The organism is Bradyrhizobium sp. HKCCYLRH3099 (genome assembly GCF_051167855.1).
Classification (GTDB): Bacteria; Pseudomonadota; Alphaproteobacteria; order Rhizobiales; family Xanthobacteraceae; genus Bradyrhizobium.
Genome location: NZ_JBNPTW010000001.1, coordinates 1,065,590 through 1,090,869 on the forward strand (window position 1 = coordinate 1,065,590; position 25,280 = coordinate 1,090,869).

General features: G+C 66.4%; 20 protein-coding genes. 10 read left to right on the forward strand and 10 right to left on the reverse strand.

All coding sequences use genetic code 11. The annotated features are described in order from the left end of the window. Nucleotides 1-28: 28 nt before the first annotated feature. Both ACQR1Y_RS04895 and ACQR1Y_RS04900 read right to left on the reverse strand, forming a co-directional pair. Nucleotides 29-1,825, reverse strand: coding sequence for a chloride channel protein (locus ACQR1Y_RS04895; protein ID WP_434879821.1), 1,797 nt, complete (start codon nt 1,823-1,825; stop codon nt 29-31). Nucleotides 1,826-2,085: 260 nt separating this feature from the next. Further along, a complete protein-coding gene (locus tag ACQR1Y_RS04900; protein ID WP_434879820.1) occupies nt 2,086-3,318 on the reverse strand; it encodes an acetyl-CoA C-acetyltransferase in 1,233 nt (410 codons plus the stop codon). Nucleotides 3,319-3,824: 506 nt separating this feature from the next. On the opposite strand from ACQR1Y_RS04900, the gene dctA reads away from it, so the two are divergent. Further along, nucleotides 3,825-5,141 (forward strand): C4-dicarboxylate transporter DctA, encoded by a 1,317-nt coding sequence (gene dctA, locus ACQR1Y_RS04905; RefSeq protein ID WP_434879819.1) that lies wholly within the window; start codon nt 3,825-3,827, stop codon nt 5,139-5,141. 240 nt (nt 5,142-5,381) lie between these two features. Beyond that, nucleotides 5,382-6,299 (forward strand): PepSY domain-containing protein, encoded by a 918-nt coding sequence (locus tag ACQR1Y_RS04910; protein WP_434879818.1) that lies wholly within the window; start codon nt 5,382-5,384, stop codon nt 6,297-6,299. A gap of 3 nt (nt 6,300-6,302) precedes the next feature. Here ACQR1Y_RS04910 and ACQR1Y_RS04915 read toward each other — a convergent pair whose 3' ends face one another. Further along, entirely contained in the window at nt 6,303-7,055 is a 753-nt protein-coding gene (locus ACQR1Y_RS04915; protein ID WP_434879817.1) for a TetR/AcrR family transcriptional regulator, read from the reverse strand. Nucleotides 7,056-7,139: 84 nt separating this feature from the next. On the opposite strand from ACQR1Y_RS04915, the gene ACQR1Y_RS04920 reads away from it, so the two are divergent. The 7 genes from ACQR1Y_RS04920 to ACQR1Y_RS04950 all read left to right on the forward strand — a co-directional run bounded on the left by ACQR1Y_RS04920 (nt 7,140) and on the right by ACQR1Y_RS04950 (nt 17,805). Then, entirely contained in the window at nt 7,140-8,720 is a 1,581-nt protein-coding gene (locus tag ACQR1Y_RS04920) for an efflux transporter outer membrane subunit (RefSeq protein WP_434879816.1), read from the forward strand. Next, nucleotides 8,720-9,835 carry an efflux RND transporter periplasmic adaptor subunit gene (locus tag ACQR1Y_RS04925; protein ID WP_434879815.1) on the forward strand — a complete coding sequence of 372 codons (1,116 nt, stop codon included), beginning with the start codon at nt 8,720-8,722 and terminating at the stop codon, nt 9,833-9,835. The genes ACQR1Y_RS04920 and ACQR1Y_RS04925 overlap by 1 nt, the downstream gene beginning before the upstream one ends. A gap of 26 nt (nt 9,836-9,861) precedes the next feature. Next, entirely contained in the window at nt 9,862-12,936 is a 3,075-nt protein-coding gene (locus tag ACQR1Y_RS04930) for an efflux RND transporter permease subunit (protein WP_434856651.1), read from the forward strand. Nucleotides 12,937-13,056: 120 nt separating this feature from the next. Next, complete coding sequence (locus ACQR1Y_RS04935; protein ID WP_434879814.1) at nt 13,057-13,752, forward strand: PadR family transcriptional regulator; 696 nt, start codon at nt 13,057-13,059, stop codon at nt 13,750-13,752. Between the two features lie 30 nt (nt 13,753-13,782). Beyond that, nucleotides 13,783-14,085 (forward strand): DUF3861 domain-containing protein, encoded by a 303-nt coding sequence (locus tag ACQR1Y_RS04940; RefSeq protein ID WP_434879813.1) that lies wholly within the window; start codon nt 13,783-13,785, stop codon nt 14,083-14,085. Between the two features lie 208 nt (nt 14,086-14,293). Next, nucleotides 14,294-16,042: a glycosyltransferase gene (locus ACQR1Y_RS04945; protein ID WP_434879812.1), complete on the forward strand. Its 1,749-nt coding sequence runs from the start codon at nt 14,294-14,296 to the stop codon at nt 16,040-16,042. Further along, entirely contained in the window at nt 16,039-17,805 is a 1,767-nt protein-coding gene (locus ACQR1Y_RS04950) for a glycosyltransferase (RefSeq protein WP_434879811.1), read from the forward strand. Before ACQR1Y_RS04945 ends, ACQR1Y_RS04950 begins: the two co-directional genes overlap by 4 nt. Here the strand turns inward: ACQR1Y_RS04950 and ACQR1Y_RS04955 are convergent. The 4 genes from ACQR1Y_RS04955 to ACQR1Y_RS04970 all read right to left on the reverse strand — a co-directional run bounded on the left by ACQR1Y_RS04955 (nt 17,787) and on the right by ACQR1Y_RS04970 (nt 21,677). Then, nucleotides 17,787-18,998, reverse strand: a complete 1,212-nt coding sequence (locus tag ACQR1Y_RS04955; protein ID WP_434879810.1) for a glycosyltransferase family 4 protein — start codon at nt 18,996-18,998, stop codon at nt 17,787-17,789. The genes ACQR1Y_RS04950 and ACQR1Y_RS04955 overlap by 19 nt on opposite strands. Then, on the reverse strand, nt 18,995-20,128 hold the full coding sequence (locus ACQR1Y_RS04960; RefSeq protein WP_434879809.1) for a glycosyltransferase: 1,134 nt from the start codon (nt 20,126-20,128) through the stop codon (nt 18,995-18,997). Before ACQR1Y_RS04960 ends, ACQR1Y_RS04955 begins: the two co-directional genes overlap by 4 nt. 353 nt (nt 20,129-20,481) lie before the next feature. Then, complete coding sequence (locus tag ACQR1Y_RS04965) at nt 20,482-21,318, reverse strand: class III extradiol dioxygenase family protein (RefSeq protein ID WP_434879808.1); 837 nt, start codon at nt 21,316-21,318, stop codon at nt 20,482-20,484. Nucleotides 21,319-21,323: 5 nt separating this feature from the next. After that, nucleotides 21,324-21,677 (reverse strand): protocatechuate 4,5-dioxygenase subunit alpha, encoded by a 354-nt coding sequence (locus ACQR1Y_RS04970; protein ID WP_434856659.1) that lies wholly within the window; start codon nt 21,675-21,677, stop codon nt 21,324-21,326. Between the two features lie 123 nt (nt 21,678-21,800). On the opposite strand from ACQR1Y_RS04970, the gene ACQR1Y_RS04975 reads away from it, so the two are divergent. Continuing rightward, entirely contained in the window at nt 21,801-22,733 is a 933-nt protein-coding gene (locus ACQR1Y_RS04975) for a LysR family transcriptional regulator (protein ID WP_434879807.1), read from the forward strand. Nucleotides 22,734-22,749: 16 nt separating this feature from the next. Here the strand turns inward: ACQR1Y_RS04975 and ACQR1Y_RS04980 are convergent, their stop codons facing one another. The 3 genes from ACQR1Y_RS04980 to ACQR1Y_RS04990 all read right to left on the reverse strand — a co-directional run bounded on the left by ACQR1Y_RS04980 (nt 22,750) and on the right by ACQR1Y_RS04990 (nt 25,198). Further along, nucleotides 22,750-23,136 carry a VOC family protein gene (locus tag ACQR1Y_RS04980; RefSeq protein WP_434856661.1) on the reverse strand — a complete coding sequence of 129 codons (387 nt, stop codon included), beginning with the start codon at nt 23,134-23,136 and terminating at the stop codon, nt 22,750-22,752. 72 nt (nt 23,137-23,208) lie between these two features. After that, nucleotides 23,209-24,486, reverse strand: a complete 1,278-nt coding sequence (locus ACQR1Y_RS04985) for a flavin monoamine oxidase family protein (protein WP_434879806.1) — start codon at nt 24,484-24,486, stop codon at nt 23,209-23,211. Beyond that, nucleotides 24,479-25,198 (reverse strand): RibD family protein, encoded by a 720-nt coding sequence (locus ACQR1Y_RS04990; RefSeq protein ID WP_434879805.1) that lies wholly within the window; start codon nt 25,196-25,198, stop codon nt 24,479-24,481. Before ACQR1Y_RS04990 ends, ACQR1Y_RS04985 begins: the two co-directional genes overlap by 8 nt. Nucleotides 25,199-25,280: the final 82 nt, after the last annotated feature.

The following is a 25,280-nucleotide window of genomic DNA, read 5'->3' on the forward strand; positions in this document are numbered from 1 at the left end:
GATTACGTCGCGCGGCGATGCGACGCGATCACGACAAGGCGCCGAGCACGCCCCGCGTGGCCTGGTCGATCTCCTCGACGTAGCGGCGCCGGGCAAACGACTCGGTCAGGAAGCCGACCACCTTGCGGCTGTTCTCGGACTCCAGCACCGCCAGGACCTCGGCGCCGGAATCGTCAAAGATCTTCATTGCCGTCTTGACGTTCATTTCGGGCAGCAGCGCGACATCGAAATATTTGGCTAGCTCGACCACCTGGATCTCGTCGGCGATCGAGTCCAGCTCGCCCGAGAACAGGTCGGGCAGCGACACCAGCCCGCAATAGTCGTCGCTGTTGTTGACCACCACCACCGCCTGGCGCGTGCCGAGCGCGAATTCGCGGCGGCAGGCGGCAATGCTGGTCGTGGTCGGCACCTTGCCGACGTCGGAGCGCATGAGACGCTCGACGGTGAGGTTGCGCAGCCAACCGACGTCGTTGGCGCTGCGGATGGTCTCGCCGCGCAGATGCAGCCGCCACGTCGAGAACGAGTGGCCGAACAGCACGCGCACGCAGACCGAGGTGACGATGCAGGCGCCGAGCACGACGGCGGTGACGTCGACGCTGCGGGTCATCTCGAGCACGAGGAAGGACATCGTCAGCGGACCGCCGACGATGGCGACCCCGAGCGTCGCCATGCCGGTGAGCATCGCGACCAGCGGGTCCAGCGCGAGGCTGAGCCCGGCCATCGCGAGCAGTCCCGCGAACAGCTTGCCGAGCAGGCTGCCGATGAACAGCGAGGCAAAGAACAGGCCGCCGCGGAAGCCCGAGGCCAGCGAAATCAGGCAGGCGGCGAGCTTGAGCACGATGATGGTGGCGATGAAGCCGACCGCCATCTCGCGATGCAGGTCGAGCAGCATCGCGCCGTGGCCGGCCGCCAGCACCTGCGGCGTCACAATCGCCATCGCGCCAACGCAGACACCGCCGATCACCGGCCGCAGCCAGACCGGGATGCGCACGAACAGCCGCTCGACCGCCGGCGAGGCGCGCATCACCACGATGCCGATGAAGGCGACCAGCAAGGCCAGCACGAACAGCGCGATGTACTGCTCGAAGCCGACGGCGCCGACCTTCTGGATCTCAAGCGAATAAGGTGCGCCGGTGAGATATTGCGACGTGAGGGCTCCGGCCAGCGAGGCCGCCAGAATCGGCGCGGCGCTAGCGACCGAGTAGACGCCGACGATCAACTCGCACGCATAGAACGCGCCGGTGATCGGCGCGCCGAACGCTGCCGCAATGGCCGCCGCCGCGCCGCAACCGACGATCAGGCGCAGGTCGTTGCGGCGAAGCGTGAGGTATTGCCCAAGCAGCGAGGCGACGCCGGCGCCGATCTGGGTGTAGCCGGCCTCGAGGCCGACCGAGGCGCCGGAGCCGTTGGAGACCAGGGTCTGGCTGCTCACGACAAGACTGTCGCGCATCGACAGCCGGCCACCGCGCAAGGCATTGGCCTCGACCGGGTCGACGGCCGCCGCGATCTTCCAGCGCCGCCGCTGCCACTCCATCAGGCCGAGGATGAGACCGCCGCAGGCCGGCGCGATCAGGGCGATGATCGGGTTGACCCAGGCGTTGGCGCTCAGCCGGACATCGATCGGGATGCCGAAGATGACCACATGCGCGAGTTGCGCGATCAGGCTCATCACCGTCACGATGCCGCCGGTGGACACGCCGATCACCAGCGCCAGCGGGATCAGGTAGAACTCGTTGCTGCGCAGCAGGGCCCGCAGCCGCGTGACCACCCGGTTCGAGGCCTTGCGATCGATGATATGCGACAGCGTCGAGAGCACGAGAGCCATTTCTTCTACGAGGAGGCCTCTGCGTGGCAATAACCTGTCGCCATTTGCGGAACAAGCGCGAATTCCTTTCCAGCCGAAACGTGGTTGGCTGGTCCGGAAACTGGAACCGCAGTAGAGCCGTCGTGGGAACGTGGGGCGTCAACGAGCGAGCGCGGAAGGTCGCAGCGGGGCCCGGGCGTTCCAGAACGGTGGGTCCCAAAAGCAACGCCCGCCGCGGGAGGTCCGCAGCGGGCGTCATGCCTCGATGGAGATGTGAGCGCTCAGACCCGCTCGATGATGATCGCGGGCGCCATGCCGCCGGCCGCGCACATCGTGACCAGGCCGCGCTTGAGGTCGCGGCGCTCAAGTTCATCGAGCAGCGTGCCGATCAGGATGGAACCGGTGGCGCCGATCGGATGCCCCAGCGCGATCGAGCCGCCGTTCACATTGACCTTGGCGCGGTCGAGCTTGAGGTCGCGGATGTACTTCTCGGCAACGACCGCGAACGCCTCGTTGATCTCGAACAGGTCGATGTCGTCGGTCGTGAGCCCGGCCTTGGCCAGCACCTTGCGGGTCGCGGGTACCGGAGCGTTGAGCATCAGGGTCGGGTCATCGCCCATGTTCGCCGTCGCGACCACGCGCGCTCGGGCTTTCAGGCCATGCGCCTTGGCGTAGGACGGCGAGGCCAGCAGAATCGCGGCGGCACCGTCGACCACGCCGGAGGAATTCCCGGCGTGGTGCATGAATTGGATCTCGAGGCCCGGGTAGCGCTGCAGGATCAGGTTGCGATAGGTGGTGCCCTTGTCGTCGAGCGCGTAATCGGCAATCGCGGGGAATGCCGGCTTGAGGCCCGCCAGCGCCTCCGCCGTGGTCTGCGGCCGCGGATATTCCTCGTGGTCGAGCGCAAGGCTGCCGTCCTCGCGATGCACCGGCACCAGGCTCTTCTTGAAATGGCCGCCGGCGATCGCCGCCGCCGCGCGCTTCTGGCTCTCCAGCCCGAGCGCGTCGACATCGGCGCGGGTGATGCCTTCCATGGTGGCGATGGCGTCGGCGCAGACGCCCTGGTGCGACTGCGGATGCAGCGCGCGCAGATGCAGGTTGCCGGCATCCATCATCAGCGGCCCCTCGCCGCGCCGGCCATCCATCGACATCATCTCGCAGCCGCCGGCGATGACGAGATCCTCCTGCCCGGCCATGATCTGGGCGGCCGCGATGTTGACGCTGGTGATGCCGGAGCCGCAGAAGCGGTCGAGCGTGACGCCGGAGGCGCGGATGTCGTAGCCGGCGTCGAGCGCCGACATGCGGCCGAGATCGCCGCTCTGCGGCCCGCGCTGCGACGAGCAGCCCCAGATGATGTCGTCGACATCGCCGGTGTTGATGCCGGTGCGCTCGGCCAGCGCGCGCAGCACGGTGGCACCGAGGTGCTGCGGGTGCAGCCCCGCCAGCGCGCCCTTGCCAGCCTTGCCGATGCCGCGCGGGGTCCTGCAGGCGTCGATGATGAGCGCGTCGGCCATGGTGTTTCCTCTCCTGATGAGCTGCAACCGGCGATCCGGTCGTCCTTGGCGTCGTCGATAGCATTGCGCCGTCGCGCTCGACAACCGCATGAACTGCGGATCAGGCTTGAATCCCGCGCGCTCAGGTGCTTGACGCACAACGCTTTTTTTCGCGGCACGGAACCGCGAGCAACAGCCTCGGACGCGGTCTCGCTCCATTGCGGCTTCAACCTGTTTGAGCTGCACGGCTGGCACAGCGAACAGGCGACATCCGCCGTCGCAAGCCGCACGCGAAGACATCGCCATAAGCCGATGGCTGCAGAAGGCAATTTGCCTCTCGGTTCAACCATGACGTCAGGATGTGGGGGATATCGGATGGCGTCTCGCGCGATCCTTATGCAACACGATAGCAGCGAAATAATGGAAAAATCGCAAACGCCCTTTGCATCCGCTGCATTTGACGCGATGACGCGAAGCTTCCATGAAGACGCGCCCCTTCCCGCGCCTTGCGCCCGAAAGGACCTGACATGAGCAGTTCGAGTTCGACCCTCGCCGCGCCCGCCGGCAGCGCCCGCCGCGGCTGGTGGAAGGAATTGTGGGTCCAGGTCCTGATCGCGATGGCCGCCGGCATCCTGCTCGGCGCGGTGAAGCCGGATCTCGGCGCCCAGATGCAGCCGCTGGGGGATGCCTTCATCAAGGCGATCCGGATGCTGATCGCGCCGATCATCTTCTGCACCGTCGTCAACGGCATCGCCCACATGGCGGACATGGCCAAGGTCGGCCGCGTCGCCATCAAGGCGCTGGTCTATTTCGAGGTGATCACGACGCTGGCGCTGATCATCGGGCTAGCCGCCGTGAACCTGTTTCAGCCGGGCGTCGGCATGAACGTCGACCCCGCGACGATCAATTCCGCGACCATCGAGCCCTACGTCAAGCAGACCGCTGCGGTCGGCCTGGTGCCGTTCCTGCTCAACATCATCCCGCAGACCTTCGTCGGCGCGTTCGCCGAAGGCAACATCCTCCAGGTCCTTCTCATCTCCGTGATGTGCGGCTTCGCCCTGATCTGGCTCGGCGACCGCGCCAAGGCGGTGACCGACGTGATCGAGGTCGCCGGCCAGATGATCTTCGGCGTGGTCCGCATCGTGATGTGGGCGGCACCGCTCGGCGCCTTCGGCGCGATCGCCTTCACGGTCGGCAAGTTCGGGATCGGCTCGCTCGCCAAGCTCGGCCTGCTGCTCGGCAGCTTCTATCTGACCTGCCTGATCTTCATCGCCGCCGTGCTCGGCCCGATCGCCGCCTTCGCGGGCTTCAGCCTGTGGAAGCTGATCCGCTACATCCGCGACGAGATCCTGGTCTGCATCGCCACCACCTCGTCCGAGACCGTGCTGCCGCGCATGCTGGCCAAGCTGGAGGCCGCGGGCTGCGAACGCAGCATCGTCGGCTTGGTCATCCCGACCGGCTACTCGTTCAATCTCGACGGCACCTGCCTCTACCTCGCCACCGCCGCGGTCTTCCTGGCGCAGGCCACCAACACCCATCTCGACATCGGGCATCAGATCGGCCTGCTGCTGATCCTGCTGGTGACGTCCAAGGGCGCAGCGGGAATCGCCGGCGCCGCCTTCGTCGTGCTGGCGGCGACGCTGGCCGCGACCGGCACCATTCCCGTCGCCAGCGTCGCGCTCGTGCTCGGCATCCATCGCCTGATGTCGCAGGGCCTGACGCCGACCAATCTGATCGGCAATGCGGTCGCGACCATCGTCATCGCACGCTGGGAAAATGGCTTGGACGCCGCACGCCTCAAGCAGGTGCTCGATGGCGGCAATTTGGCATCTGATGCAAATTGAAATCATCCGCGTAAGACCGGATTCGCATTTGCTGCAATGACGCCGATCAAACGGCGCATGACCTAAAATTAATAGTTATCTCCTTCGTCCCAATGCTGCGCTCGGCTAATGAGAACAGAACGGACGACCGATCGCCCGCGTCGTCCCTTGCGCGATCAACAGAAACGTTCAGGGAGTGAGTGCCGAGGGACAACGATCTCGCCCACGCCCCGTGTGCAAGACGATCATCTGGAGATGACGATGAACAAGCAGCTTCTGCTCAAGCTCCACCGCTGGATCAGCCTGACCTTTGCGCTGCCATTGCTCGTGATCATCGCCACCGGACTGATCCTCTCCTTCGAGCCGATCGCCCAGGTTGCTGCCGTGAAGCCAGGCAGCGTCGATCCGGCGCGCGTCGTCGCCCTGATCAAGCAATACGATCCCGACGGCAAGGCGCGCGGCATCTCGATCAATCCGACGACGCAGCATCTGACCTTGCAGGGCCGGCCCGGCACCGAGCTCGACATGGCCACCGGCGCGGTCGCCGACAAGCCCGCGGCGAGCAGCGTGTTTCAATGGGCGCGCATGACCCATGAGCACCTGATCGGCATCGAGGGTCTCACGACGATCTCCACCATCGGGATGATCGTCATCATGATCATCGGCATTCTGATGGGGCTGCCGCGGCTGCGCAACACGCTGTCGGGCTGGCACAAGGGCGCAGCCTGGTTCACGCTGCCGCTGATCCTGCTGAGCCCCTTGACCGGCGTCCTGCTCGACCCCAGCAACAGCTTCTTCAGTGCGCCGGCGACAGCAGGCAAGCGCGTCTCCTTGACGGAGGCGGTCAGCATCGTTGCCAGGGATCATGATCTCAGCACCGTCAACATGATCGGCACTCGCGGCGGGCGGATGCTGGCGCGAATCATCGAGGGCGACGAACTGCGCGCCTATGCCGTGACCGCCGATGGCGTCTCCGCGCTGCCGCGCAACTGGGTGCGGCTGCTGCACGAAGGCAACTGGTCGCTGATCGGCAGCGCCGCCAACGTACTGATCTCGGTGGTGCTGCTCGCGCTGCTCATCACGGGCGTCCTGATCTGGACGCAGCGCTGGCTGCGGCGGCCGAAGCGGACGGGCGATGCGCAAGTCAAACCGGCCGTCGCGACATCCGCTCCGACCTGACGTTCATCGCCGTCGCGACGGCCGCTTGAGCTGTTGTCGAAGGGGCGTCTTTGAAGCGGCCCCTGAAGCGGCCTTCGACACTGGCTTGCAAGCCGCCTGTCGGCCTGCTGTCGGCCTTCCATAGGCTGCGATGAAGACCTTGATCCCGCCTTCGAGCTGAGCACGGCATTCGGCCGGGCTCGGCGCCTGCATCGACAGCGCCCATGTCAATGGCAGCCGCCCCTGGATCAGGGTGAGAAACTGCGTCGCGGCCAACCTGACATTGCCGATATCGAGCAGTCCCTGCTTCTGCGCCGCGCGCAGGAACGCCGCGACCTCTGCATCGCACCGGTCGGGCCCCGCTGTCATGAAGGCCTGCGCGACCGCCGGGTAGCGTGAGGCGCACGACATGATCAGCCGATGCATCGCCAATCCGCGGTCGTCCAGAAACATCGACAGGAAACGGCGCGCCATCTCGCGCAGATCCCGTTCGAGCTCGATGATCTGCCCCGTCTCGATCCACAGCGGCTCGCGCCGCCGGCGGCAGTCGTCCTCGACCAGCGCCAGCAGCAGCGCATCCTTGTCGGCGAAATGACTATACAGCGTCGCCTTCGACACCCCGGCCAGCCGCGCGATCGCATCGACGCTGGAGTTGTCGAACCCGACCTCGAGAAACAGCGTCCGCGCACTGTCGAGAATCTGTCCGTGCTTGAGCTCGGAGCGGCCCGCGGCCGCGAGAGCGCCTGACGGACTGGCTTGCGAAGAAGATGTGACCATGCCGCTTCCTAGCACCAACGTGACTTGACTCAAGCCTGACACGGCAAGCATGGTCGCTCAATGAGAACGAAACGGTTTAGTTTTATGTCTGATCATGTCGAAATGTTTCCCACCTCGTCGAGGCCGGTCCCGCGACGCGGTGGAATTCCCGTTTCGCTCGGGGTCGTCAGTTGCAGCGTGCTGCTGGCGTCCTGCGCTGTCGGGCCCGACTTCATGTCCCCGGACGCGCCGGCCGCCACCGGCTACGTCCGCGAGCAGCGCCTCGGTTCGACCGCGAGCGCCGTCACGCCGGGCGGCAACGCGCAGAGCTTCGCACCCGGGAGTGATCTCCCCGGCGTCTGGTGGGCGCTGTTTCACTCACGGCAGCTCAACGCCTTCGTCGAGGAGGCGATTCGCAATCATCCGGACATCGAGGCCGCGCAACTGGCGCTGCGCGCCGCGCGGGAGAACGCCCTGTCGCAACAAGGCGCGCTGTTTCCACAGGTGAGCGCGAGCGGATCGGCGGAGCGCACGCAGGCTTCGACCACGCAGCAGGGTCAGTGGCCGGGCCAGACCTCGCTTTATACGCTTTACGGCGCATCGGTCAGCGTCAGCTATGCGCTCGACGTCTGGGGCGGCACACGGCGGCAGGTCGAGGCACTGCAAGCACAAGCCGACTACCAGGCGTTCAAGATGGAGGCGACCTACCTCGCGCTCACGGCCAATGTGGTGACGGCCGCGATCACCGACGCCTCGCTGCGCGATCAGATCGCCGCCACCGAGGAGATCATCAAGGCCGAGACCGATCAGCTCGGGCGCATCCAGCGCCAGTTCGACGTCGGCGCCATTTCCAAATCCGACGTGCTTTCGCAGGAGGCGACGCTGGCGCAGGCCAAGGCGACCTTGGCCCCGCTGCAGAAGCAACTCGCGCAGCAGCGCAACCAGCTGATGGCCTATCTCGGCCGGCTGCCTAGCCAGGACCGCGGCGAGCATGTGATGCTCGCGGAGCTGCGGCTGCCGCGCAGGCTGCCGGTCTCCCTGCCCTCCTCGCTCGTCCGCCAGCGCCCCGACATCCGGCAGGCCGAGGCGACCCTGCACCAGGCGACCGCGACGGTCGGCGTCGGCATCGCCAATCTGCTGCCGCAACTGACGCTGTCGGGCAGCTATGGCGCGAGCGGACCGGAGCGATTGTTCTCGCCGACGACGCTGGTGTGGGAGGCGGCCTCGAGCGTCAGCCAGAAGCTGATCGACGGCGGCACGCTGTATCATACCAAGGAAGCCGACGTCGCGACCTTCGAGCAGGATCTGTCGCTCTACAAGAGCACGGTCATCACCGCCTTCCAGAACGTCGCCGACTCGCTTCGCGCCATCCAGTACGACGCCGAGGCGCTGAAGGCGCAGGCCGCCGCCGAGAAGGCCACGGCCGACAGTCTGGCGATGGCGATCGAGCAGTTCAAGAGCGGCGCCGTTCCTTACGCCAACGTCATCACGGCGCAGCAGTCCTACCTCAACGCGCGCGTCTCCCGCATCAAGTCGCAGGCGACACGCTTCACCGACACCGCGGCGCTGTTCCAGGCGCTCGGCGGCGGCTGGTGGAATCGCCAGGACGAGACACCAGCGGCGCTACCACGCGCCAATCCCGGCTATTTCGCCGGTCCCAACCGCACGACCCAGGAAGCACTGTAATGAAGAAACGCATGACGATCATGCTGGCCGTCATGGCCTTGTTGTTTGGCGGCCTGTACGGCTTCCAGACGTTCAAGGGCATCATGATCGCCAAGGCGATCGGCGCGATGGCCAACCCGCCTCAGACGATCTCGACCGCTGTCGCGGCGACCGCGTCGTGGCGCTCCAATCTCACCGCCGTCGGCTCGCTGCGCGCCGTCAACGGCGCCGACCTGGCGCTGCAAGTCTCCGGCATCGTGCAGAGCATCCAGTTCAATTCGGGCGATTCGGTCGAAGCCGGCCAGTCGCTGTTGCAGCTCGTGGCAACCGACGACGTCGCCAAGCTGCAGTCGCTGCAGGCCACCGCCGAGAACGCCGCCATCGTCCTCAAGCGCGACGAGGAGCAGATCAAGTTCAACGCCGTCAGCCAGGCGACGCTCGACAGCGACCGCGCCAATCTGAAGAACGCGCAGGCGCTGGTGGCGCAACAGAAGGCCGTCGTCGAGCAGAAGACCTTGAAGGCGCCGTTCGCTGGCCGGCTCGGCATCCGCGCCGTCGATCTCGGCCAGTATCTCAGCGCCGGCACCACCATCGTCACCCTGCAGAGCCTCGATCCGATCTTCGTCGACTTCTATCTGCCGCAGCAGTCGCTCGCCGATATCAGGATCGGCCAGGATGTCGGCATCTCCGTCGATGCCTTTCCCGGCGAGCGCTTCACCGGCCAGATCTCGGCGATCAACGCCAAGGTCGATTCCACCAGCCGCAACGTCCAGGTCCGCGCCACCCTGCACAATGAAAAAGCGCGCCTGCTGCCGGGCATGTTCGCCAAGGTCGAGATCGGCATCGGCCAGCCGGAGCAACTCGTGACCCTGCCGCTGACCGCTGTCGTCAGCAATCCCTATGGCGACCTCGTCTATGTCGTCGACGATCTCAAGGACGGCCAGGGCAAGGCGCGGCAGATGTTCATCAAGAGCAAGCCGGCCAAGGGCGACCGCATCGCGATCACCGAGGGCGTCAAGCCGGGCGAGACGGTGGTGATCGCCGGACAGATCAAGCTGCGCAATGGCAGCCCCGTGAAGGTCGACAATTCGCACGTGCCCGTGGCGGAAGCCGCTCCGAACGTCGTCGATCAGTAGCCGCAAGCCAACGTTCAGAGCCTCCCATGCGTTTCACAGACATCTTCATCCGCCGGCCGGTGCTGGCGCTCGTGGTCAGCGCGCTGATCCTCGTGCTCGGTCTGCGCTCGATGACGACGCTCGCCATCCTGCAATATCCGCGCACGCAGAACGCCATCGTCACCGTGAGCACCGCCTATGCCGGCGCCGACAGCGACATCATCGCCGGCTTCATCACGACGCCGCTGGAGAACGCGATCGCCCAGGCCAACGGCATCGACTACATGACGTCGACCAGCGTCACCGGCAGCAGCACGATCACGGTGAACCTGCGGCTGAACTACGATTCCGGCAAGGCGATGACCGAGATCAACGCCAAGGTGAACTCGGTGCTGAACCAGCTGCCGACCGGCACGCAGCAGCCGACCCTGACTCTGAAGGTCGGCCAGACCATCGACTCCATGTATATCGGCTTCGCCAGCGACGTGCTGGCGCCGAACCAGATCACCGATTATCTCACCCGCGTGGTGCAGCCGAAGCTGCAGGCCGTCTCCGGCGTGCAGACCGCCGAGCTGCTCGGCGCCAAGAAGTTCGCGCTGCGCGCCTGGCTCGATCCGGACAAGCTCGCCGCCTATGGCCTGACCGCGACGGACGTGTCGACGGCGCTGTCCGGCAACGACTACATCTCCGGTCTCGGCACCACCAAGGGCCGCCTCGTGCAGGTCGATCTCGCCGCCGCGACCAACCTGCATTCGCTGGAGCAGTACCGCAATCTCGTCGTCAAGCAGGTCAACGGCGCGATCATCCGCCTGCGCGATGTCGCCAATGTCACGCTGGGGAATGACGACTACGACTCGGCGACGCGCTTCAACGGCAAGACCGCCGTCTATATCGGCATCCAGGTGGCGCCGACCGCCAACCTGCTCGACGTCATCAACGGCGTGAAGGCGGTCCTGCCGGACCTGCAGCGCCAGCTGCCGAACGGCATCACCAGCGAGGTTCTCTACGACTCCACCGACTTCGTGAACTCCTCGATCGACGAGGTGGTCCATACGCTGGTGGAAGCGATCGCCATCGTGATCTTCGTGGTGTTCATGTTCCTGGGCTCGTGGCGCTCGGTGCTGATCCCGGTGATCGCGATCCCGCTGTCCTTGATAGGCACTTTCGGCCTGATGCTGCTGATGGGCTTCTCGATCAACCTGCTGACCTTGCTGGCGCTGGTGCTCGCGATCGGGCTCGTCGTCGACGACGCCATCATCGTGGTCGAGGCGGTGCACCGGCTGATCGACGAGGGCGTCGCGCCGGTCGATGCCGCGATCCAGTCGGCCCGCGCGCTGGCGAGCCCGATCATCGCGATGACCGTGGTGCTGATCGCGGTCTATGTGCCGGTCGGCTTCCAGGGCGGCCTGACCGGCGCGCTGTTCACCGAATTCGCCTTCACGCTTGCCGGCGCCGTCACAGTGTCCGCCGTGATCGCGCTGACTTTGTCGCCGATGAATTGCGCCTGGCTGCTGCGCCGGACCGAGCGCGACGCGCAGACGCTGGAGGCGCGCCTGGTCCGCACCATCGACCACGTGCTCGAACGTCTCGCCCACGCCTACCGCCGCGGGCTGGAGAGCGTCTTCACCACAAAACCTGTCGTCGTCGTGTTCGCGCTGCTGCTGCTGGCGATGATCCCCTGGCTCTATGTCAGCTCGACCAGCGAGCTCGCGCCCGACGAGGACCAGGGCATCGTGCTGTCCCTGACCAACTCCGCGCCGTCGGCCACGCTCGAGCAGCGCGAGTTCTATGGCAAGCAGCTGTTCGGCCTGATCGCGCAGCGGCCGGAGACGCGCACGGTGTTCCAGATCGACACCCCGACGCAGGCGATCGGCGGCTGGGTGCTGAAACCCTGGGATCAGCGCAAGGCGACGACCAAGACCCTGCAGCCGGAATTCCAGCAGATGCTGAACGGCATCGCCGGCGCCCGCTCGGTCGCCTTCCAGCCCGCCCCGCTGCCGGGCAGCAACGGCCTGCCGGTCCAGTTCGTGATCGGCACAACGGGTGCGTTTTCCGAGCTCAACGACGTCTCGCGCGACTTCATGGCCAAGGCGCTCGCGAGCGGCAAGTTCATCTTCCTCGACACCGACCTGAAGATCGACAAGCCGCAGACCACCGTCGTCTTCGACCGCGACAAGGCGGCCGATCTCGGCCTGAAAATGAGCGATCTCGGCGGCGCGCTCGCGACCATGCTGGGCGGCAACTATCTGGACTATTTCAGCCTGGAGGGCCGCTCGTACAAGGTGATTCCCCAGGTCCGGCAAAACGACCGTCTCACCGACAACCAGCTGCTCGACTATTCGATCCGCACCAGCGGCAATACGATGGTGCCGCTGTCGACCGTCGCCCGGCTCGAGCACAAGACGATCCCGGAATCGATCAACCACTTCCAGCAGATCAACGCAGCGACGATCTCGGGCGTGGCGATGCCGGGCGTCGCGATGGGCGATGCGCTCAACAGCCTGAAGGAGCTCGCGACATCGCTGCCGTCGGGTTATTCGATCGACTATGGCGGCGCCTCTCGACAGCTCGAGCAGGAATCCGGCGGCTTCGTCACGACTTTCGTGTTCGCCCTGATCATCATCTTCCTCGCGCTCGCCGCCCTGTTCAACAGCTTCGTCGACCCGATCATCATCCTGGTGTCGGTGCCGATGTCGCTCGCCGGTGCGCTGATCTTCATCAGCCTCGGGCTCGGCGGCGCCAGCATCAACATCTACACCCAGGTCGGCCTGGTCACGCTGATGGGGCTCGTCAGCAAGCACGGCATCCTGATGGTCGAGGTCGCCAATGAGCTGCGCGAACAGGGCAAGGACCGCACCGAGGCGATCATCGAGGCCGCCACCATCCGACTGCGGCCGATCCTCATGACGACGGCGGCGATGGTGCTCGGCGTGATCCCGCTGATCACCGCCAGCGGCGCCGGCGCGGTGTCGCGCTTCAACATGGGCCTCGTGATCGCGACGGGGCTCGCCATCGGGACGCTGTTCACGCTGTTCGTGGTCCCCGTCGCCTACGCCCTGATCGCCCACCGCGGCACAGCGCATGCGACGAACGCGGACACCGCCGTGGCGGCCGCTCCATAGCAAACGAAAGGCTCAATATATCAGGTGCTTGGCTCACCGTTCGAGGCGCCCAGTCGATCGTTGTTGACAAACGATGCACATAAACGATATATCGTTCGTATGAAACGGAGATCATATCGTATGAGACATCATCATTGGACTTTCGATCGCCACGGCTGGGACGAGGAGCGCGAGCATCGCGGCTGGGGTCATCATCGCCGCCATGAGCGACACCACGGCTTCGACGAGGGGGGTGAAGACGCTCGCCTGGCCGGCCGCGGTCCCGGTTTCGGCCGCCATCGCGGGCCGGGCCGGTTTGAAGGCGATGGACGGCGCGGCGGCCGCGAGGAGTTCGGCCGTGGCGGCGGCGGTCGCTTCTTCGGCCCCGGCGACCTGCGCAGCCTGCTGCTGTGGCTGATCGGCGAGAAGCCGCGACATGGCTACGAGCTGATCAAGGCCGTCGAGCAGTTGGTCGGCGGCGCCTACTCGCCGAGCCCCGGCTCGGTCTATCCGATCCTCAGCCTGCTCGAGGACATGGGCCAGATCGAAGCCGCATCAGCCGAGGGCGGCAAGAAGCTGTTCGCCATCACCGAGGCCGGCCGCCATGCGCTGAAGGACGACGCAGCCGCCATCGAGGGCCTTCTCAGCCGGATGCGCATCATGGCCCGCGCCATGGGCGGCATGCACCCGCCGGAGCAGGTGCTGCAGGCGGTGCAGACGCTGAAGATGGCGCTCAAGATGCACCGACCGGGCTGGAGCGAGGCGGAGGCCAAGCGTGTCAGCGACATCCTCACCCGCGCGATCGCCGAGATCCAGGGCGACGACGGCGCAGCCTGATCCGCGGCCAATCATCGAGAGATCGACGAGATGCCCCACGCCTATGCCATCGAAGTCACCGACATCAGCCCGCGCAGCGACGGCCACGCGGGCCCCAGTTATGATTTCACATTCCAAAGCCATGACGATCTCAACGAGATCGTCGCGCGCATCCAGCGCCGCGGCCTGTTCAACGACGACCACGAGCGCAAGGCGTTCGTCGCCGGGTTGAAGCTGCTCGGCGGCGTGATGCTGAAGCATCGCCGCGAGCCGCTGTTCGCCGAGTTCGGCCCGGCGTTCAAGCAGTTCATGATGAAGCTGAAATCGGGGAACGACCGGACGAAGAGACAGTGACCTTCGTCACGCGGCATTCGCTCGATGCGTCGCGATGCGGCGGGCCGGCACCGACTCGACATCATCAGGTCTGCTCGATAAGAAGCATGGACTGTGTTTCTTGTCGATGCCGGCTGCGATGTTGCCGCCGGCGCCTCGTGTGTAATGTCATTGCTGACGTTGGTTCATTGTGGAAAGTCCGGATCAGAGCTCCAGATTTCGCGCGACCTTGGAGCACTGGAGCAAATTCCATCCTTATGAATTCGCGCAGGACGTTCGCGAGAGCCGCTACGTCGAAGGCGACAGCGGCGGTCTCGCCGACCTGCTCACGCTCCTGTCGGCTCACAATGAATACGCGGTCGAAGATCTGATCGCTCTGGACGGCCGCGACTTCGTCGCGTCGGCGACGGCCGCGCTGCGCGGGCGCCTGCCTGGTCCGGCGCAATACCAGATCGCCGCCAGCGATCTTCACATGTGGCAGAAGCTCGACCTCCTCATCGAGCTCGATGCTGCGAACCGCAAGGACGGGCGCCGCATCCGGACCAACATCCGCCTGGTCGATCGCCTGCTGTGGCATCTGCATCGGCGCCTGACGGGGCTCGGCCTTGCCACAGCAGGGCGTCTGGCATTTGCCTTCTTCCGCTGGCGCGCGCGCCGTCTCGGGACCCGGCTCGCTCCGGACACGTCGCTGCGCCGGATGTTGCTGAGATCGCTGCGACAGCCACAGGGCAAGCCTTCACCCGCGCCGTCGCGCCGCCGTGTCGTGATCGCCAATCTCTATCCCGTCTGGCCCGTGATGCACGGCGGCCAGCGGCGCATCTTCTTCCTTGCGCGCGAGCTGTCGCGGACGTTCGACGTCGAGATCGTCACACCGCAGATCAGGGGGCGCGACCGCATCATCACCTTCAATCCGCACCTGCGGGAAATCCGGATCAAGACCGATCCCGGCTACGACCGGCAACTCGACGCGATCGAGCAGACAGTCGAGATGGCCTCCGATGCGGCCTATACGCTGCATTGGGCCAAATGCCGCAACTACCAGGCCGCGTTGGCCGCACGCCTCGCCGGCGCCGACCTGTGCGTCAGCTCGCACCCCTATTCCATTCATGCGCTGCTGGACGCCCGCTGCGCGCAGCCGATTCCGCTGATCTATGACGCCCACAACGTGGAAGTCCGCCTGAAGGCGCCGTTGCTGGAGCAGCACCCCGCTCTGCTGGACGCCGTCCGCGCTGTGGAGACCACGGCCGTTGACGAGGCCGATCTCATCGTGTGCTGCTCGCCAGACGACATTCAGGGGCTGCGCGACGACTACGATGTCGAGCGTGTCCCGCTTCATCTGGTGGCCAACGGCGTCGACGCGCGCGGCGTCCCCACATTGACCGCCGAGGCGCGCCGGCGCATTCGTCACGCCTTGCACGACACGCGTACGGGGCGGCTGGCCATCTTCGCGGGCTCCTATCATTATCCGAACTTCGAAGCGGCCGACCGCATCCTGGCGCTGGCTGCCCGGATGCCCGAGATCACCTTCCTTTTTGTCGGATCGGTCTGCGGCTATCAGGCGTTGAAGCGATCCCATGCCGTCAACGTGATCCGTCTCGGCGAGGTCGACGAGAGCACCAAATGGCTTGCCTTCCAGGTCAGCGACATCGCGCTCAACCCGATCGAGAGCGGCTCGGGCTCGAACATCAAGACCTTCGAATATGCCGCCGGCGGGCTGGCGGTGCTGTCGACCCGGTTCGGCGCGCGCGGCGTGCCGCCGGAGCTGCGCGATCAGTTCATTCTATGTGAGCCCGCCGAATTCGGGCGGCGCCTTGCGGAGCTCGCACTGCGCGATGACGAGACGTTGCGGCGGATCGGGGCGGCGACGCGCGCGGCCGCGCTCGCCTGCGCGGATTGGGCCGTCATCGGCCAGCGCTACCGCGAACATGTCAGCGCTTTGCTCGACCGGTACGACGCTCCGGTGATTTCCGTCGCATGACAGCCACTGTCCTGATCGTCGAGCCGCACCTGCAAGGCAGCTTCGGTCATCCCTGGCGCTATGCGATCGCGCTGACCCGCCGCCTGGAACGTCTTGGATGGTCCGCCCGTATCCTGGCGAACGCCGCCTATCGCGGCCCGTCACGAATCGAGGGCGCGGAGGTCATCCCGACATTTGCGCGGTCCTACTACGAACGGCGAGACAGCTCTGCCGCGCGAGCGGCCACCGACCGGATGTTCGAGACCAGCACCTTCTCTCCTTTCGCGAGCGCGGTGCTCGAGGCCATCGACATCGAGGCCGCCCGGTCGGATGCGCTGCGCGTGCTGGTGCCGACAGCCACCGTCGCGATGCTTGCCGAGTTGCTGGCGCTGCCGCTGTTTCTCGCCGCCCCGCCGCGCATGGCGCTCATGTTTCACGAGAAGCCGGAGCTTTACACGTCGTGGTACCGGCCGCTCGACGTCGGCGCCTTGCGCTGGCGCGTGCAGGGCAGCGGATGGGCCGATCGGATCGGCTGTTTCGCAACCAACCGCCGTTTGGCAGCAAGACTGCAGGACCTGCTCGGCGTGGCCGTCGACGGCATCGGCGATGTCTTCGACGACGACGAGATCGCGCGCCTGACGGGTTCATCAACTACAATGTATGAGACGCCGCTTCCACCGCAGGAACGAGCGCTCCTGGACAGCCTGACCGCATTCCGGCGCGACGGAGGACGCTTGGCCTGGTGCCCCGGAAGGATGCGGTCCGACAAGGGCGCAGCTCTGCTTCCTACCATCATTGGAGCGCTAGCCGACGCAAACCCGCGCTATCGGCTGCTGCTGCAGCGGCCGGACATCGGTGACGGAGCACGGCCGCAAATCGATGCTGTCTCGACCCATCCCGGTACGCTGGTTCATCCCGACGATCTTTCGGACGAGGCCTATGGCGCGCTGCTTCGGCTCGCCGATGTGATCCTGCTGCCTTACGATCCTGATGCCTATGGCTGGCGGGTGAGCCGGGTGTTCCTTGAAGCGGCCTTGGCGGGAAAGCCGGTGCTCGCCGCCTCCGGCATGTCCGCCGAGCAGGAGCACTCGAACGGAGCCGCGCTCTTCCTGACCGACTGGCGCGGCTGGCCCGACATGGCCGCCGCATTGATCGCGCGCCCGCGCAGCGGTGAGGAGATCTTGGCTGCCGATGCCGTGAGGCAATGGCATCGGATGACCGCCTGGCTCACCGATACCAGCGAGCACACAGTGCGGCCTCGCCTGCCTGTTCTCCATGTCAGTTCGGTCAAGACTGCGAGCGGCCCGGACTCAGTTCGGGAGCAGCGCCTCAGATTGCTCGCCGCGCGGGGATTCGCCGTGGCCGAACTGCTGGTGTCGCAGCGCGAGTTCCGGCGCTCCGCGATCCGCGAGATGGTCGAGCAGCGTGGCGCATCCAGCGCGGCGCTGCTTGGCGCTTGCCCGCAGCCGCGCTGGATCCGGAAGCTGCTGCGGTTGCTGGAGCCGTTCAGCCGGATCATCGGCGGCCCCGGTGCAGCCCCTCTGCCCGCCGTCATCGAGACCGTCCGCCTGCGCCGCGGCTTCTCCTTCGTTCTGCTGAATGAGCCCGATCACGCGCGGGACATCGCCGCGGTGCTGGCCGACGTGCCGCAATGGATCGGGGCGCGCGGGCCAGCCCAATGCGATGACCGCGCCATTGCAGCGGATGTGGAGGCCGCCATCGCGCGTCTGGCGCCGACCTCCGATCCGTCGCCTCGTCCCATGAATCAGGAAAGGCTTCGGTAGAGCTCGGCGACGCGATCCGCGCTGGCTTGCCAGCTGAAGGAGCGGGCACGGAGAAGCCGCTGCTCGCGCAGCAAGGGATCGGCATGGGCGTCACCATTTGCCGCCTCGTCGAGGACGTGCGTCCACCCCTCCACATCCAGCGCCGCGGCGCGCCGGCCGAGACCGGCGGTGATCTCGTCCATCGCCGTATCGCTGCTATGAGCGACAGCCGTCCCGCACGCCAGAGCCTCCACCACCGGCATGCCGAAGCCCTCATAGATGGACGGCATGATCAGCAGCCGGGCGCCCTCGTAAAGCGAGCGCAGTTCGCGGTTGGTCACTGCGCCGAGAAACCGGAGGTGGCCGGAGGCCCTCAACCGCTCGGTGGCCGCCGGCAGCGCGAGATCGCCCCACCCTGTCATGCCCACGACGACCATCGGGCATCGGGCTCGGGTTGGCGCCGGCAGGCGGCTGAAGGCGTCCACCAGCGTGCGGAGATTCTTGCGCGGCTCGAGCGTGCCGACCACCAGCACATAGCGGCCGAAACGCAAGTCCCGCGCGGCGAGATGCGTGGTGCAGGCCGCCTCGCCCAACGGCCTGAAGATCGCTGCCGCCGCAGGCGGGGCGACGACGATCTTGTTGCCGGCGATCCCCAGGATTGCCTTGATCTCTCGCTTCGAGAACTCGGAAACGGTCTGGATCGCTGGCGCCCGCGCCGCCACATCGGCCAGTCCGCGGAGCAGCCTGACCCGGTCCGCGGGATGGAATTCCGGATATCTGACCACGGATAGATCGTGAATGACGGGGACGACCGGCACCGACAAACTGACCGGCGGCATGAAGTTGAAGGCGTGGAACAGATCGAGCCGCGCAGGAAGCGCCGCGTTTCGAAAACGCCGGCGCCGCAACGCGCGATAGGCTGAGCGGAGCGGTGAAAACCGCGCCAGACGATGGCGCAGGGCAGCCTCGATCCGCACGGTTGCGGGCCGCGGCGTCGAGGCGATCCCGTCGGCATCGCCTACCAGCTCATCGAGCCCCTGCAAATCGAGAGCGGACCAGCGCCCGCCCCCCAGCGCCGCGAATTGTGGCGGCAGATCGCGGGCCAGCAATGCGCGCACCATGTGGATCGTATAATTGACGACCCCGGTGCGCGGCCCTCTGATCAGGCCGGCTTCGACGCCGATCACGAGCGATGCGCCGCCTTGCGCCCTCATGGCGCGGCCATCGCGACACGGCGTCGCCGCCGCGCCAGCGCGTCGGCGTAGACCGCTTCGATGCGGGACTGAAACACCGACTGATCGAACTCCGCGAAGGCCCGCTGTCGCCCGCCGGCCGCAAGCCGCGCGGCAAAGTCGGGATCAGCAAGCAGGCGCGCGATCGCCTTGGCGAGCGCGGGCGCATCACCGGGCAGCACCGTCAGTCCTTCAAGTCCATGACGCACGACGCGCGGCACGGCGGTTCGCAGCGCCGTGTTGATGACCGGACGTCCTGCGGCCATCGCCTCGATCTGCACAAGTCCGAAGGCCTCGGCGTCCGTGACCGACGGGACGACGACGACGGCGGCGGCGTGCATGTGCGCCTTGACGTCGTCGCGGTCGGCGCCGCCGCGAAACTCGATACGCTCGGCGATCCCGAGTTGCTGGGCCAGCCGTGACAGCGGCTGCCGAAGCACGCCGTCGCCGATCACGACGACATCGGTATCGACATGCTTTGCTGCGTGAAGCAGCACGTCGAACCCCTTGTAGCCGACGAGCCGCCCGACGGCGACGACCAGACGCGGCTTCCGGCGGCGGAGCTCGGCGACCCGTTGCGCCATTGGTCCGTCCAGCGTCCCCCAGTAGCGAACATCGCATCCCAGCGGCACGGTCGTGCATTTGTCACGGAAGCAGGCGAGAGCCTTGCTCTCCAGCATCGTATCGTCGGTCACGACGATGCGGTCGGCCCTTGTCAACGAACGCCGGATCAAGGGCGCGACGCCGCGCTTCAGCCATTCCCGACCAACGATATCGGCATGCCAATGGATGACGAGCGCGACGTGTTCGGGCAGCCCGAGCAACGCCAGATCCGTCAGCGGAAACGGCGCGTGATGAGCGACGACATCTGCATCCCACGCGAGGAGCGCCATCGCGAACGGGTAGGTCGGGGCCAGCGGCACGGACGACAGCGTGCCGAGCGATGCGACCCGTTGAACCCTCGTCGTCCCGCGCTGATCGCGACCGCCCCACCCAAACGACCGTGGCGCGACCACCGCGGATGACATCGCGGCGGATGCGGTGATCGTCTCGATAACATGCGGAATCCCGCCGAACATATCGGGGACAAAGACCTTGTAGGCGTGCAGCACCTTGATGCGGCCCGGCGGAGCGCCGGCCATGCTGACTGTCACGCCGGCGTATCCGGAAATGGTCTCCGCACGGGATCCCAATGATCCACGCGGGGTTCAAATCGGTGTCTGAAATCTAGCAACGCGCGCGAGTCCAATATACACGTCAATGTGCATATAGGGAGGTAGCGCGTTTGAGTTGACGCGGCAATGCGACGTTTCAGCCGGTTTTTCGCCGCGAGCCGCCCAAAATTCGACTCAATGTGGCGGTGGGCCGTTCACTCTCCCCTCAATAGGAAGGCGCGAGGGGCGAAATGCCCGCCCTCGTGCCTTGATCGGGCCATTGGTCAAACCGCGCCAGAAGGGGTCCCTCGCTACGCCGGCTCCAGCACCATCAGCCCCGTCGCCGTATTGGAGATCGGGATGTGATAGTTCGCGTGCTCCTTGCGGACTTTCTCCGGCAAGGCGCCGCGCGCGACCATCCAGTTCAGCAATTCGACGCCCTGCGTGCCCGACAGCTCGACCAGCTCCGTCGTCGAAAACTTCGTCGCCCAGGCGGGGTCATCGACCATGCTGGCCATGAATTTCTCGTCAAAATCCTTGTTGATGAAGCCGGCGCGCTCGCCGTCGAGCTGGTGCGACAGGCCTCCGGTGCCCATCACCACGACGCGCTCGTCCTTCGGCCAGGACTCGATCGCGCGCGCCAATGCCTGGCCGAGCTTGTAGCAGCGCGCGGCCGAGGGCAGCGGCGCTTGCACCGTGTTGACCACCACGGGCACGACGCGCACCGGCCATTTCTGGTCCGGCCAGCACAGCGCCATGGGCAGGGTGAAGGCGTGGTCGACCACCATCTCCTGGCAGGTGGTGAGGTCGAAATCCTCCTTCACCAGATGCTCGATCAGGTGCCACGACAATTCGCTGTCGCCCTTGAACGGCGCGGTCTGCGGAATGCCCCAGCCCTCGTCGGCATTGCCATAGCTCTCGCAGGCGCCGATCGCAAAGGTCGGCATCTTGTCGAGGAAGAAGTTGAGGCCGTGGTCGTTGTAGACGAGCACGACGACGTCCGGCTTCACCTTGGCAAGCCATTCGCGGACATGCGGGAAACCGTCGAAGAACGGCTTCCAATAGGGATCCTGCTGCAGTCCCTTGGCGATCGCGCCGCCGATGGCCGGAACGTGCGAGGTGGTGATGCTGCCGACGATCTTTGCCATGATGATTACCCCCGTGCCGCCAGAAGCTTGGCCTTGAACTGCTCCTTGGTCAGTCCGGTCTGCTGCGCGCCGATGTCCTGCATGTCGAGCCCGAAGATGCCGGCGAATTTGGCGAGGTAATAGGCGTTGCCGCCGGCCTCGATCAATTGCAGCACGTTGCGGTTCTTGATCGCGGCGCGCTGCTGGTCGTTGAGACCATACTTCGTGCAATAGCCGTCCTCGTCGGCGACGAAGGCCTTGCGGTTGGCGGCATCGTTGAACGAGTAGCACATCTTGTTCAGCGCATAGCCCTTGCGAGCCTGCTCGCCGTCGAAGATGGTGGTGCCGGGCACGGGCTGCCGGGCCGATGTGGCGGACATTGAAACCTCCCCTGAAAGCGTTCTGACCGCGCGCGTTTGATCTGGATCAAAAGCGGCGTGATCCATGCCCGCCAGTATCGCCGGGAAACACATCCGATAAAGGCTGCCCGCCTGATCTGATCCATGAGCCAATTCGATCATTTGGACCTCGACGGCCATCTGCTGCAGCTCCTGCTCGCCGTGATCGAGGAGGGTTCGGTGACGCGCGCCGCGCAGCGGCTCGGCGTGACGCAATCGGCCGTCAGCCATCTCCTCGACAAATTGCGGGCCATCACCGGCGATCCGCTGTTCGTCAAGTCCGGCCGCGGCATCGTGCCGACGGCGCATGCGCAACTGCTGGCGTTGCGCGCCCGCGCCCTGCTCGACGATCTCCGCGGCTTCTCGCATGCCGCCGCGTTCGAGCCGGCCAAGATCTCCGCGCAAGTGACGATCGCCGCCAATGACCTGCAGCGCGACCTGCTGCTGCCCTCGCTGCTGCGCTACGCCCGCGCGCAGGCGCCGGGCCTGAGCCTGCGCGTGATCCCGTCGGGCGCGCCGACGCCGGAGATGCTGCGTGAGGAGCATTGCCAGCTCATCATCACGCCGCGCCCGCCCGAGGGCAGCGACATCCTGCAGAAGCGGCTGTTCGAGGACAGCTACCGCGTGTTCTACGATGCAAGCCAGCGCGAGCCGCCGCGGAGCCTGGAGGACTATCTCGCCAGCGATCACGTCACCGTCGTCTACGAGCCACGTCGCCGGCTTGATATCGACGAGGTCCTGGCCGAGCGCGGCCTCGTCAGGCGGTTCGTCGCACAAGTGCCGGGCTTCGGCGGCATCGGCCCGTTCCTGCGCGGCAGCCGCATGATCGCGACCCTGCCGGGCCTGCTGCGCGCCTACATGCTGCGAGGGCTCGCCGTGGCGCCAGTGCCGGTCCCCTGCCCGCCCATGCCGATGTACATGGTCTGGCACCTGCGCCACCATGATGACCCGATGCACCGCTGGCTGCGCCAGCAGCTCGAGATCGTGGTGGCGCCGAGCCTCGCCGCCGCAGCGGAGCACATGCCGGTGATGGCGTAGTCCGCCTGGGGATCACTCACTCCGGCGTATGACAGACCGCCTCGACATTGTTGCCGTCGGGATCGCGTACGAAGGCGCCATAATAGGTCGCATGATAATGCGGCCGCAGTCCCGGCGCGCCATTGTCACGGCCGCCCGCCGCGATGGCCGCCTGGTAGAACGCATCGACGGTCGCGCGATCCCTGGCTTGGAACGCGACATGCGTGGAGGTCGCCGCCTTGCCGCCGGTGCCGATCCAGAAGTCCGGGCGGCCGTCACCGAAGCCGGCGTGATCGCCGTGGCCTCCGGTCTGCGCGTCGGTGATCTCCATCATCAGGACGTAGCCAAGCGGCGCGAGCGCCGCTGCATAGAAGGCCTTGGCGCGAGCGAAGTCGGAGACGGGAAAGCCGACGTGGTCGAGCATGACGATCCTTTCTGGTCCGGGACAATTGACGTCCGCAGAGCGTGCGGACGCCACGTCATGCACGCGACGCGCTCAGATGGCAAGCAGCCGCCGCGCCGTGTCGAGGCCGCTCGCCAGCGCCGCTTCGACGGTGCCCATGTCGCGCCCGCGATACAGCGCTTCGCCGGAGATCAGCAGCGGGCCGTCCGCGCGCGACAATGCGTCCTGCGCCTGATGCGAGGCGAGCGTCGCATAGGAATAGGCGCCGCGCGCGAACGGATCCTTGGACCAATCCACGGCACGCGCCGCGATCAGCTCGTGCCGCAGCGCGCTCGCCGGCCGCGCGAAGATCGAGGCGAGCGCCGATAGGCCGCATGCGATCAGCTCCGGCTCGGTCATGGCCGCGAACGCGTGGGTCGGCGGGCCGGCGAGCCAGCCGGTCAGCACCGCGTGCTCGCTCGGATGCTGCGTCCACCACACCGGCACCTCGGCATCGGACAATACGAACAGCATATCCGAGAGATCTTCCGTACGGCTTCCGCGCCACCAGCAACTTTCGAAGCGCAGCAGCAGCTTGATCACGTTGCCGAAGCCGATGGCGTCGGCCGCGGCCTGCGGAGCGCGCATGCCCGGCGGCAGTACAATGGTCTGCAGCAGCGGCAATGGCACCGTCAGGATGACGCGATCGCCGTGCTCGACTCGCCCGTCGGCGCAGCGGATGACGACGCCCTCCTCTGCCGTCTCGACAGCGCTGACAACCGCGCCGAACTGGAATGCGACGCCAAGACGTCGGCACTCCTCCACGAGGAAATCGACCAACGATGCATAACCGCCGACGATGCGGCCCTGCGCCCCGCGCTCGCCGCCCATCCATTCGTCGCGCAGCGCGAACACGCTGGCGCGGCCGGGATCGGCGGCGTCATAGCCCTGCACCGTCCTGAGCACGGATTGGCGCAGCGCCGCGAAGTCCTCGCCGGCGAAATGGCGATCGAGCAGCGCCGTCACCGTCATGTCCTGATCGAGCTGCCGCGCAACCTCGTACAGCCGCCGCATCTGCCGGTCGGCGGGATCGTCCGGCGAGAACGCGCCGTTCCTCACATGCCAGCGCGCGCCGTCGACCGGCACCGACCTCAGCCCCGCCTCGGCCATCAGCGCGTGCGTGACCGGCGCATCGCCGTGAATGAACTCGGCGCCGGCGTCGGCGCGATAGCCGAACTCGCTCTCCGGCAAGGGATGAATGCGGCCGCCGCAGCGCTCGCGCGCCTCCAGCAGCGTGACCTTGCGGCCGGCGCGCGCGAGCTCGCGCGCGGCCATCAGGCCGGCTGCGCCGGCGCCGACGATGATGATGTGGTCGCGGCGCCGCTCAGCCATGGCTGGCCTGCGCCGGCAGATCAGCGCCGTTGGCGAGCTTGTAGCGCAGCCATAGCGCGCCACCCTCCAGCGCCGTCGTGCTTTCGAGCGTCATCGCCGTCAAAGGCGCGCGCTGGTCGGACTCGTCCTCCGAGGAATCGAACACCATCGGCGCGCCCTTCGCGCCGTCGATCGCCGGGCACAGCACGAGGTTGAGCTCATCGATCAGCCCTGCCCGCAGGAACGTGCCGTTGACATGGCCGCCGCCTTCGAGCAGCAGGCGCTTCACGCCGAGCTCGCGCGCGAGGATGTCGAGTACGCGCGGCAGATCCAGCCTGGTCTCACCCGCGAAGATGTAGGACACGCCCTCGCTGCGCAGACCCGCGAGATGGGCATCCGAGACGGCTTCCGTCAGCACGACGACGATTGGATCGCCGCCGATGTCGGAGCGGCCCCAGCAGATCTTGCCGTGGCCATCGAGCACGACGCCATGGACCTTGGCATCGCGCCGGCTGATCCAATGCTCGCGCGGGAAGCGCTCCGTGGTCGTTGCCGGATAAGACTTGCCCTTGGCGAACTCCTGGCCGGTGACGCGGCCGATCAGCCAAGCATCACCGCCGAGCTTGTCATGCACCTGCTCGAACAGGTCGCCCGAGCCCTTCGGGCGCCAGCGGCTCGGCCATGTCCGGCCGTCGACGCTCGAGGCCATCAGGCAGATCACGTCCGGTTTCATGCATCCTCCTTGTCGCCGCGGCGGGCTCATCGAATATGGTTCCCGCAGCGCTGTCGTCAACGAAGCGGCCCCGGTTTCGTTC

What these genes read in the sequence shown, in the direction of transcription:
- ACQR1Y_RS04895 (WP_434879821.1), bottom strand. Translation starts at nt 1,825, where the DNA reads ATGGCTCTCGTGCTCTCGACGCTGTCGCATATCATCGATCGCAAGGCC.
- ACQR1Y_RS04900 (WP_434879820.1), bottom strand. Translation starts at nt 3,318, where the DNA reads ATGGCCGACGCGCTCATCATCGACGCCTGCAGGACCCCGCGCGGCATC.
- dctA (WP_434879819.1), top strand. Translation starts at nt 3,825, where the DNA reads ATGAGCAGTTCGAGTTCGACCCTCGCCGCGCCCGCCGGCAGCGCCCGC.
- ACQR1Y_RS04910 (WP_434879818.1), top strand. Translation starts at nt 5,382, where the DNA reads ATGAACAAGCAGCTTCTGCTCAAGCTCCACCGCTGGATCAGCCTGACC.
- ACQR1Y_RS04915 (WP_434879817.1), bottom strand. Translation starts at nt 7,055, where the DNA reads ATGGTCACATCTTCTTCGCAAGCCAGTCCGTCAGGCGCTCTCGCGGCC.
- ACQR1Y_RS04920 (WP_434879816.1), top strand. Translation starts at nt 7,140, where the DNA reads ATGTCTGATCATGTCGAAATGTTTCCCACCTCGTCGAGGCCGGTCCCG.
- ACQR1Y_RS04925 (WP_434879815.1), top strand. Translation starts at nt 8,720, where the DNA reads ATGAAGAAACGCATGACGATCATGCTGGCCGTCATGGCCTTGTTGTTT.
- ACQR1Y_RS04930 (WP_434856651.1), top strand. Translation starts at nt 9,862, where the DNA reads ATGCGTTTCACAGACATCTTCATCCGCCGGCCGGTGCTGGCGCTCGTG.
- ACQR1Y_RS04935 (WP_434879814.1), top strand. Translation starts at nt 13,057, where the DNA reads ATGAGACATCATCATTGGACTTTCGATCGCCACGGCTGGGACGAGGAG.
- ACQR1Y_RS04940 (WP_434879813.1), top strand. Translation starts at nt 13,783, where the DNA reads ATGCCCCACGCCTATGCCATCGAAGTCACCGACATCAGCCCGCGCAGC.
- ACQR1Y_RS04950 (WP_434879811.1), top strand. Translation starts at nt 16,039, where the DNA reads ATGACAGCCACTGTCCTGATCGTCGAGCCGCACCTGCAAGGCAGCTTC.
- ACQR1Y_RS04955 (WP_434879810.1), bottom strand. Translation starts at nt 18,998, where the DNA reads ATGAGGGCGCAAGGCGGCGCATCGCTCGTGATCGGCGTCGAAGCCGGC.
- ACQR1Y_RS04965 (WP_434879808.1), bottom strand. Translation starts at nt 21,318, where the DNA reads ATGGCAAAGATCGTCGGCAGCATCACCACCTCGCACGTTCCGGCCATC.
- ACQR1Y_RS04970 (WP_434856659.1), bottom strand. Translation starts at nt 21,677, where the DNA reads ATGTCCGCCACATCGGCCCGGCAGCCCGTGCCCGGCACCACCATCTTC.
- ACQR1Y_RS04975 (WP_434879807.1), top strand. Translation starts at nt 21,801, where the DNA reads ATGAGCCAATTCGATCATTTGGACCTCGACGGCCATCTGCTGCAGCTC.
- ACQR1Y_RS04980 (WP_434856661.1), bottom strand. Translation starts at nt 23,136, where the DNA reads ATGCTCGACCACGTCGGCTTTCCCGTCTCCGACTTCGCTCGCGCCAAG.
- ACQR1Y_RS04985 (WP_434879806.1), bottom strand. Translation starts at nt 24,486, where the DNA reads ATGGCTGAGCGGCGCCGCGACCACATCATCATCGTCGGCGCCGGCGCA.
- ACQR1Y_RS04990 (WP_434879805.1), bottom strand. Translation starts at nt 25,198, where the DNA reads ATGAAACCGGACGTGATCTGCCTGATGGCCTCGAGCGTCGACGGCCGG.